This window comes from Streptomyces niveus (assembly GCF_001723055.1).
Lineage (GTDB): Bacteria > Actinomycetota > Actinomycetes > Streptomycetales > Streptomycetaceae > Streptomyces > Streptomyces niveus.
Genome location: NZ_MDCR01000246.1, coordinates 1 through 9,001 on the forward strand (window position 1 = coordinate 1; position 9,001 = coordinate 9,001).

Sequence of the window (9,001 nt, forward strand, 5' to 3'; positions counted from 1 at the left end):
TGCCGCCCGAGCTGTTCACCGTCCGCGGCACCAACGCCGAGGCCAACTTCGCCGCCCTGCGTGACACCGGCGTCCACACCCCCGTGGAGCGCTTCTTCGTCCGGAACCACACGTCGACACCCGTCCTGGACAAGGGTTCCTGGACCCTGACGGTGTGGGGCAGCGGTCTGCGCGGCGGGCCGGTCCGCTTCACGTACGACCAGCTGCGCCGGCTCCCCTCGGTCACCCGCGACGTGGCCGTCGAGTGCGCGGGCAACGGCCGCAGTTTCTACACCTCCCAGCAGGGCGACGCCGCCTCCGGCACCGCCTGGACGCTGGGCGCGATCGGGGTCGCCCGGTGGCGCGGGGTGCGGCTCTCCGACGTGCTGCGGCGCGCCGGGATCGGCGGGCACGCGGTCGACGTGATGCCCCGGGGGCTGGACGCCGACTATGTCACCGAGGGCGTCAACCTGGGCCGGGTGCGGCGCCCGCTGCCGGTCGCGAAGGCGCTGGACGACGTGATCCTCGCGTACGAGATGAACGGCGAGCCGCTGCCGTACGACCACGGGTATCCGGTCCGGGTCGTCGTGCCGTCCTGGGTCGGGATCGCCTCCATCAAGTGGCTCGGGGACATCGAGGTGAGCGCCGGGCCGCTGACCTCGCCCTGGAACACCGACTTCTACCGGCTGTTCGGCCCGTCCTACCCGCCCGGCGGCAGCGACCCGCTGACCCGGCAGACCATCAAGTCCGGCTTCGAACTCGCACCGGACACCGTGCTGGCCGCCGGGCGCACGCACCGGCTGACCGGCCGCGCCTGGTCGGCCCACGCGCCCGTGCGCCACGTCGAGTTCAGCACCGACGGCGGGGCGCGCTGGCAGCGCGCGCAGTTGCGGGACACCCCGCGGCGGCACAACTGGGTGCGCTGGTCGGCCCCTTGGCGCCCGCACGCCACTGGGCGCACCCACCTGCTGGCGCGCGCCACCGACACGGCGGGGAACACCCAGCCCGAACGCTCGGTGCCCAACACCCAGGGCTATCTCTTCGACGCGGTGATCAGGGTCCCGGTCACGGTGAGCTGACCTCGCGGGCCGCCCGGTTGTGTTTCGGGCGTATAGCGGCGGTACGAAGCCCTTGTTGCCGTATCGCACATTCGTACCGGGCCCCTTGCTCCTGGCTTCGTACCGCCGCTAGCTTCGCGGACATGTCCGGATCCCAGCGGTTGAGCAAGCGACGCGCCGTCGATCTGATGCGCGTCGCGACCGCGCTCTGTAGCTGACCCTCACACGCCCCCACTTTCCGTGAAGGTCCCAGCGATTCAGAGAACCGGGAAAAGAAAGACATGCCCAGTACGCCTCGTGCTGCCGTCCTGCTCGCCACCGTGCTGACCCTGTCGGCCGCCGTACTCACCGGCTGCGCCGACAACACCGCCACCACCACCGCGTCCTCGAAGGATCTCTCCGACGTCGAGATTCCGAAGACGGTGGATCCGGACACCGAGATCACGGTCGGCAGTCCGGAGATCCAGGTCGCGCTCAAGCTCTCCGGACAGATCGACAAAATCCCCTTCAAGGTCAAGTGGGCCAATCTCAGCGGCGGTCCGCAGTGCTCCGAGGCGTTCCGGGCCAACTCCCTGGACGTGTGCTCGGCGGCCGAGATCCCGTCGATCCACGCGCACTGGACCGGGCTCGACACCAAGCTCGTGGCCGCCGCGTTCCGTACGGACCCGATCAAGAACCCGATATACGAGCTGGGCATCGCGCCGGGCGCCGGCATCGACAGTCTCGCGGACCTGCGCGGGAAGCGGATCGCGTACAGCCCGGGACAGGCGCAGGGCGCGCTCGTCCTGCGCATTCTGGCCAAGGCCGGGCTCACCAAGGAAGACGTGAAACTGGTCGAACTGCCCAGCACCGGCGACGTCTATCCGACCGCGCTCGGCGGCGGTCAGGTCGACGCGGCGCCGCTCGGCGGGGTGAACATCAAGCGCTATCCGGCGAAGTACGGCAAGGACGGCGGCAGGACGATCCCGCACGGGCTGCGGGACGACCCGAGCCATCTCTGGGTGCCGACCGCTTCGGTGAGTGACCCTCAGAAGGCCGCCGCGATACGGGAGTTCGTGACGTACTGGGCGAAGGCCAAGGTCTGGATCGACACGCATCCCAAGGAGTGGATCGAGGGCTACTACGTGAAGGACCAGGGGCTGTCGCGCGAGGACGGCGAGTATCTGGTCAAGACCGGCGGGCACCCGGCGATTCCGGGTGACTGGACGGAGACCATCGCGAACCAGCAGAAGACGGTCGACCTGCTGTCGAAGGAGACGGACCAGAAGTCGTTCGACGCGGCGATCCTCTTCGACCGGCGTTTCGAGAAGACCGGGGCCGAGGCGGTCGCGGGTACCGGGGCCGAGACAGGGGCGGGGTCGTGAGCACGGAAGCCGCAGAGGAAGTCACCCTGAAGAAGGCCGGGTTGACCGGCGGCACGACGGGCGGGACCGTCATCGGGACAACCGCCGCGACGGCCTCCGAGACGACCCGGCCGCCGGGGATCGCGCCGGGGCGCGCCTCCCGTCGGCTCGGGCCGCGCCGGCGGCTCGGCCTGGGGCGCCCCGTCCCGTACGGCTGGGCGCTGGGCCCGCTGCTGCTGCTCGCCGTGTGGGCGGCGGGCTCGGCCACCGGCCTCATCGACGCCCGTAATCTCTCGGCCCCCTGGACCGTGGTGACGACGGCCGGCGATCTGATCGAGAACGGCCGGCTCCAGTCCAACCTCGCCACCTCGGCCCAACGTGCCGCGCTCGGGCTGCTGTTCGGCGTCCTGGGGGGCCTGATCCTGGCTCTCGTCTCGGGCCTCAGCAGGATCGCCGAGGGGGTGATCGACGGTCCGGTGCAGATCAAGCGGGCCATCCCGTCCCTCGCGCTGATCCCGCTGCTGATCCTGTGGTTCGGCATCGGAGAGTCCATGAAGGTGATCACGATCGCCCTGGGCGTCTTCGTACCGGTCTACATCCACACGCACAACGGACTGCGCACCATCGACACCCGCTATGTGGAGCTGGCCGAGACGGTGCGGCTGAGCCGTACGGCGTTCCTGCGCCATGTCGTGCTGCCCGGCGCGCTGCCCGGGTTCCTGCTGGGCATGCGGTTCGCCGTGACCGGTGCCTGGCTGGCGCTGGTGGTGGTCGAGCAGGTCAACGCCACCAGCGGGATCGGCTACATGATGGAGTTGGCCAGGACGTACGGGCAGACCGACGTCATCATCGTCGGCCTGGTCGTGTACGGGCTCCTCGGGCTCCTCTCGGACGCGCTGGTACGTCTCGTCGAACGGAGGACGCTGTCATGGCGACGCACCCTGGCGGGCTGACCGCCGAAGCCCCGCCCACGACCGTACGGATCCGGAACCTGATCCGTTCCTTCGGGGACCGCGACGTCCTCGACGGACTCGATCTCGACGTCCGCGCCGGGGAGTTCGTGGCGCTGCTCGGCCGCAGCGGCTCCGGCAAGAGCACACTGCTGCGCGCGCTGGCCGGGCTCGACCACGACGTCACGGGCAGCGGCGAACTCAGCTCTCCCGACCCGGTGTCCGTCGTGTTCCAGGACGCCCGTCTGCTGCCCTGGAAGCGGGTGCTCGACAACGTCGTCCTCGGTCTCGACGGGCCCGATCCGCTGGAGCGCGGCCGGGCGGCGCTCGCCGAGGTCGGGCTGGCCGGGCGGGAGAAGGCGTGGCCCGTGGAGCTGTCCGGCGGTGAGCAGCAGCGGGTGTCGCTGGCCCGTTCGCTCGTACGCGAGCCCGGACTGCTCCTCGCCGACGAGCCGTTCGGCGCGCTGGACGCGCTGACCCGCATCCGGATGCATGTGCTGCTGCGCCGGCTGTGTGCCAGGCACCGCCCGGCGGTCCTGCTCGTGACGCACGACGTGGACGAGGCGATCGTCCTCGCGGACCGGGTGGTCGTCCTCGCGCGGGGGCGGATCGGCGCGGACATCCCCGTGGAGCTGCCCGCGCCGCGCGCGCACGGCGGCGCCGCGTACGCCGCGCTGCGCGAGAGGCTGCTCGCGGAGCTGGGCGTGGACCCGACGGCCCAGGAGGAGAACGCCGCTTGACGGTACGTCAGTTACGCCGTGCCCACTCCTCGGCCAGCAGCTCGTAGCTGCGGACCCGGTCCGCGTGGCCGTGGGTGATCGTGGTGACGAGCAGTTCGTCGGCCCCCGTGGCGTCGCGCAGGACCTCCAACCGGTCGGCGACGCTCCCGGGCGAGCCGACGAACTGCGTTTCGGTCCGGTCGGCGACCAGCTCGCGGTCCGCCGCGCTCCAGCGGTGCGCGCGGGCCTCGTCGGGGGTGGGGAACGGGATCGCGCCCTCGCCGCTGCGGATGCTGCGTACCCACAGGCCGTAGCCGGTCGCCAACTCCCGTGCGGTGGCGTCGTCCTCGGCGACGACGACGTCCGCGGAGACGCTGACGTACGGCCGGTCCAGCTCGGCGGACGGCTTGAAGGCGGCCCGGTATCCCTCGGCGGCCTCCAGTACGGTCGCCGGGCTGACGTGGTAGTTGGCCGCGAACCGCAGGCCGCTGGCCCCCGCCACCTGCGCGCTGATGCCCGCGCTGCTGCCCAGGATCCACACCTGGAGGTCGGCCCCCTCCCCCGGCACGACATGCGCCTCGATGCCGTCGGCGGTGGCGTAGGTGCCGGCCAGCAGCGCGAGGATGTCGGCTATCTGCTCGTCGTACGCCTGCGATTCGGCGCCCGGCTGCTGGAGCAGCTTCCGGTGCAGGGCGAAGCGCGGGGAGCGCAGCAGGCTCGCGACGGAGAATCGGCGCGGGATACGCAGCCCGTTCGGCGTACGGCCGTCGACGACGGGAGTGATGTGCTCGGGCACGGGCGTGGGCGTCGCCGCTTCCGCGCGCCCGCCGGACCGGCCGAGCCCGAGGTCGAACCGGCCGGGGTGCAGGGCGTCGAGCAGCCCGAACTCCTCCACGGTGGACAGGGCGGTGCGGTGGCCGAGTTGTACGGCTCCGGAGCCGAGCCGGATGGTGGAGGTGGCGGCGGCGGTGAGCGCGAGGACGACCGCCGGGGAGGTGCCGGCGACGCCGGGGTTGAGGTGGTGCTCGGCGAACCAGTGTCTGGCGTAGCCGAGGCGTTCGGCGTGCCGGGCGAGGTCGACGCTGTTGCGCAGGGCCTGGCCCGGGGTCGAGCCGGACGAGACCGGCACGAGGTCCAGGACGGCGAGCGGGGTGCGGGTGGTGGTGGCCACGATGGTGCTCCTTGTCAGTGGGCGGCGGTCCGGCCGGCGGATACGGACACCGTCGCGGGCGCATGCGCGGGCGCGGGCGCGGGCTTACGGAGCCCGAGGTGGTCGCGCAGGGTGTCGCCCTCGTACTCGGTACGGAAGACCCCCCGCTCCTGGAGCAGCGGGACGACCGTGTCGGCGAACTCGTCGAGCCCGCCCGGTGTCAGATGGGGTGTCAGGATGAATCCGTCGCTCGCGTCGGCCTGGACGAAGTCGTTGAGCGCGGTGGCCACCGTCGCCGGGGAGCCGATAAAGGTCTGACGGCCCGTCACTTCGATGATGAGGTCGCGGATCGAGAGGTTCTTCGCCTGGGCGATGCCCCGCCAGCGCGCGGCGGTGGCGAGCGGGTCGCGGTGCATGCGCACGCTGGCCCGTCCCCGCGCGACGGTGTTCTCGCCGGGGACCGGGTCCTCGGCGGGCAGCGGCCCGTCGGGGTCGTAGGAGCTGAGGTCGCGGTTCCACAGCTGTTCGAGCAGCCGGATGGCGGTCTGGCCGCTGACCTGCTGCCGGCGGATCAGGGCGGCTTTCTCCCGCGCGTCGGCGTCGGTGTCGCCGAGCGCGAAGGTGACGCCGGGCAGGATCTTCAGCTCGTCGGGAGACCGGCCGTAGCGGGCGAGCCGGCCTTTGACGTCGGCGTAGAAAGCCTGTCCGGACTCGAACGTCCCGTGCCGGGTGAAGATCGCGTCGGCCGCCGACGCGGCGAACTCCCGGCCCTCGTCGGAGTCGCCCGCCTGGAAGACGACGGGCCGGCCCTGCGGTCCGCGCGGCACGTTGAAATGGCCGCTGATGTCGAACTCCCGCACGTGGTGGTCGAATCCGCCCGGATCCGGGTGGGCGAGGAAGAGGCCGGACTCCTTGTCGGCGACGATCTCGTCCCCGTGCCAGGAGTCGAACAGCTCCCAGGCCGCCGCCAGGAACTGCTTGGCGCGCTCGTAGCGGTCCTCCTGTGCGAGATAGCCGCCGCGCCGGAAGTTCTGGCCGGTGAACTCGTCCCACGAGGTGACGACGTTCCACGCGGCCCGCCCCGCCGAGAGATGGTCGAGCGAGGCGAACTGCCGTGCCACCTCGTACGGTTCGTTGAAGGTGGAGTTGACGGTCCCCGCCAGGCCCAGCTTGTCGGTGACGGCGGCCAGGGCGCTCAGCACGGTGAACGTGTCGGGCCTGCCGACGACGTCCAGGTCGTATATCTCCCCGTTCTGCTCGCGCAGCCGCAGCCCCTCGGCCAGGAAGAGGAAGTCGAACTTGGCGCGCTCGGCGGTCCTGGCGAAGTGGGTGAAGGAGCTGAAGTCGATCTGGCTGCCGGCGGCCGGGTCGCTCCACACGGTGCTGTTGTTGACGCCGGGGAAGTGGGCGGCGAGATGGATCTGCTTGACGGGCTTACTCATGACAGAGGCGTCCTTCGACTCGTACGGGTCGGGAAGTCCGGCAGAAGTGCGGGGGGCTCAGGCCGCGGCGTAGCGGCTGGCCGGGCGTGACAGTCCGAGCAGGCCGCGCAGGGTGTCCGCCCCGTAGGCCGTACGGAAGACGCCCCGGCGCCGCAGCTCGGGCACCAGCCCCCGGGTGATCCGCTCCAGGTCGTGCGGCAGCGCGGCGGGCCGCAGCCGGAAACCGGTGAGCCCGGCCTCCTGGCCCTCCTGGAGGAGGTCGGCCAACTCGGCGGGGGTGCCGGTGAAGACGGGGGCGTCGCTCACGTACGCGGCGCCCGCCCGCTCGTCCAGCCGGGCCCGGCGGTCGGCGGCGGCGCCCGGTGCGTCGTCCAGGTACACGAGGAGGTCGCCGAAGACGTGCACGCTCTCGTCGGGGCGGCCCGCCGCCGACCGGGCGTCGTTGACACGGGCGACGATCGCCCGCGCGTCGTCGGCGTCGCGCGGCGTGACGAACCCGATCTCGGCGCAGGAGGCGACCAGTTCGTACGGCAGGGTGTCGTGCGCCAGCGCGGCGACGGGCGGCAGGCCCTGCGGCGGGCGCGGTGTGATGGAGGGGCCCTTGACGCTGAACTGGGCGCCCTCGAAGTCGATGTAGTGGAGTTTGGCCCGGTCGACGAAACGGCCGGTGGCGACGTCGCGGATCTCCGCGTCGTCCTCCCAGCTGTCCCAGAGTCTCTTCAGGACCTCGACGTAGTCGCGCGCCTCGGCGAACAACTCCTCGGCGGTGGTCGGCTGTTCACGCCGTCCGACATGCGCGTACTCGTCGGCCCGGGCGGAGACCCGCACCCGTACCCCGGCCCGTCCCTCGCTCACATGGTCGAGCGTGGCGACCGCCTTCGACAGGTGGAACGGCTCGGTGTGGCTGACGAGCGCGGTCGGGACGAGCCCGATGTATCGGGTCCGCGGGGCCACGCGGGCGGCGATCAGTACGGCGTCGAGCCGGCCGCGTACGCGGTCGGTGCGGCCGTCCGGTCCGTCGGGGTGGGTCGACTGGAGGCTGAGGGAGTCCTCGAAGGTGACGAAGTCCAGCAGCCCGTACTCGGCCTCGGCGACCAGGTCGGACCAGTAGCGCGCGGTGAAGAGTTCGGCGGGGCGGGCGGCGGGCTCCCGCCAGGCGGCCGGATGCCAGCCAGCGCCGTCGAGAGCGACGGCGAGATGGAGATGGCGGGGCGCGCGGGACAAGGGTGTGCGAGGAACGGGCATGGGAGGTACCGCTTCCTGCTGTCCGGGAACTCGGCGGAGTGGACACGCGCGCCCGGACGGCTCTCACCCCCGCCGGGAACGGCGGAGGCGGCGCGTCAGAGGGCGGTGCGCGGTGGGACCGTGTGCCGCGAGGCGGCGTCGCCGTACGCCGGACAGAGCGCACCGGCGACGCGCAGCAGGTCGATATGGCGCCGGGAGAACATCCATGAACGGTAACTCCGCACCACCGTCCACGACAATGCCGCCCTCGGTCCTTGTCGACGTTGAACGGGCTCTTGCGGCAGAGCTCCTCGTAGACCCGGTCGGTATCGAGGCCGAGCAGATGGATCTGGTCGCCGACGCCCGGGATCGGGTGCCGCTCCATCCTCCCCACGGGCCACGCCTGCCCCCCACGGAACTGGCCTGATCCCGGCCCGCGCACGGACGGGTGGCCGTGGTCGGCGCGCCTGCCGACCACGGCCACCCGGTGTTACCGTCCGCCTCAGCGCTGGGCGGGCATCTCCAGGCCGGCCTGCCGCTCGGGGCGGAACCGCTCGTTGGTCTTGCAGCCCAGGTTCTCGTACGTGTTGACCTTGGTCTGCGGGTCGGTCCTGGTCAGGTGGAACTTGCACGCCTGCTTGATGTAGCGGCCCTCGATCCCGCCCGGGAAGTCGATCTCCTTGTTCCACAGGTACGGCGACTCGTAGCGGTTGAGCGCCGCCGTGGCGTTCACGTCGATGCCGCCCGGCGCGTCGATCTCGTACACCCAGCCGGTCTTCGCGGCGCCGTACGTGGCGAACTTCTGCGCCACCCACTTCTCACACGTGGTGCTGACGTGGGCGCTGTTCTGGCCGCCGCCCTTGACGATGTACTCGGCCAGCGGGATCACCGCGTCGCCGCGCGGCGTGAAGCCCTGCTCGAACAGGTCTGTCACGTTCTCGCGGGTGTCGCCCCGCCACAGCGTGTTGGTGTCGTGGCGCCACTGCCAGCGCTCGGAGACCGCGGTCTGGCGGACGGTGTCCGCGATGAGCGGGTTGGTCGTCGTACGCCACCAGTCCCAGGCGCGGTACGCGCCGACCGGGCCGCAGGGCGCGGTGTCGAGGGCGGGAGCCGCGGCGGCGGCCGGGGCGGCGCGT

At 71.7% G+C, this 9,001-nt stretch carries 9 protein-coding genes; 4 read left to right on the forward strand and 5 right to left on the reverse strand.

What is annotated here, in order from left to right; genetic code table 11:
- The 4 genes from BHU15_RS25875 to BHU15_RS25890 form a co-directional block, all read left to right on the forward strand.
- Positions 1 to 1,058, forward strand: a 1,058-nt coding sequence (locus BHU15_RS25875) for a sulfite oxidase (RefSeq protein ID WP_069629394.1), incomplete at its 5' end; no start/stop codon positions are given.
- A gap of 260 nt (positions 1,059 to 1,318) precedes the next feature.
- A complete protein-coding gene (locus BHU15_RS25880; RefSeq protein WP_069629395.1) occupies positions 1,319 to 2,401 on the forward strand; it encodes an ABC transporter substrate-binding protein in 1,083 nt (360 codons plus the stop codon).
- 71 nt (positions 2,402 to 2,472) lie between these two features.
- Positions 2,473 to 3,333, forward strand: a complete 861-nt coding sequence (locus BHU15_RS25885; RefSeq protein ID WP_079128377.1) for an ABC transporter permease — start codon at positions 2,473 to 2,475, stop codon at positions 3,331 to 3,333.
- On the forward strand, positions 3,309 to 4,070 hold the full coding sequence (locus BHU15_RS25890; protein ID WP_069629396.1) for an ABC transporter ATP-binding protein: 762 nt from the start codon (positions 3,309 to 3,311) through the stop codon (positions 4,068 to 4,070). Before BHU15_RS25885 ends, BHU15_RS25890 begins: the two co-directional genes overlap by 25 nt.
- A gap of 7 nt (positions 4,071 to 4,077) precedes the next feature.
- On the opposite strand, the gene BHU15_RS25895 is transcribed toward BHU15_RS25890, so the two are convergent.
- The 5 genes from BHU15_RS25895 to BHU15_RS25910 all read right to left on the reverse strand — a co-directional run.
- Positions 4,078 to 5,220, reverse strand: a complete 1,143-nt coding sequence (locus BHU15_RS25895) for an LLM class flavin-dependent oxidoreductase (protein ID WP_069629397.1) — start codon at positions 5,218 to 5,220, stop codon at positions 4,078 to 4,080.
- A gap of 14 nt (positions 5,221 to 5,234) precedes the next feature.
- Entirely contained in the window at positions 5,235 to 6,641 is a 1,407-nt protein-coding gene (locus tag BHU15_RS25900; RefSeq protein WP_069629398.1) for an NtaA/DmoA family FMN-dependent monooxygenase, read from the reverse strand.
- Positions 6,642 to 6,698: 57 nt separating this feature from the next.
- Positions 6,699 to 7,886, reverse strand: coding sequence for an LLM class flavin-dependent oxidoreductase (locus BHU15_RS25905; protein WP_069629399.1), 1,188 nt, complete (start codon positions 7,884 to 7,886; stop codon positions 6,699 to 6,701).
- Between the two features lie 95 nt (positions 7,887 to 7,981).
- Positions 7,982 to 8,089: a putative leader peptide gene (locus BHU15_RS42190; RefSeq protein WP_348538473.1), complete on the reverse strand. Its 108-nt coding sequence runs from the start codon at positions 8,087 to 8,089 to the stop codon at positions 7,982 to 7,984.
- Positions 8,090 to 8,367: 278 nt separating this feature from the next.
- Positions 8,368 to 9,001, reverse strand: a 634-nt coding sequence (locus tag BHU15_RS25910) for a scabin-related ADP-ribosyltransferase (RefSeq protein WP_069629400.1), incomplete at its 5' end; no start/stop codon positions are given.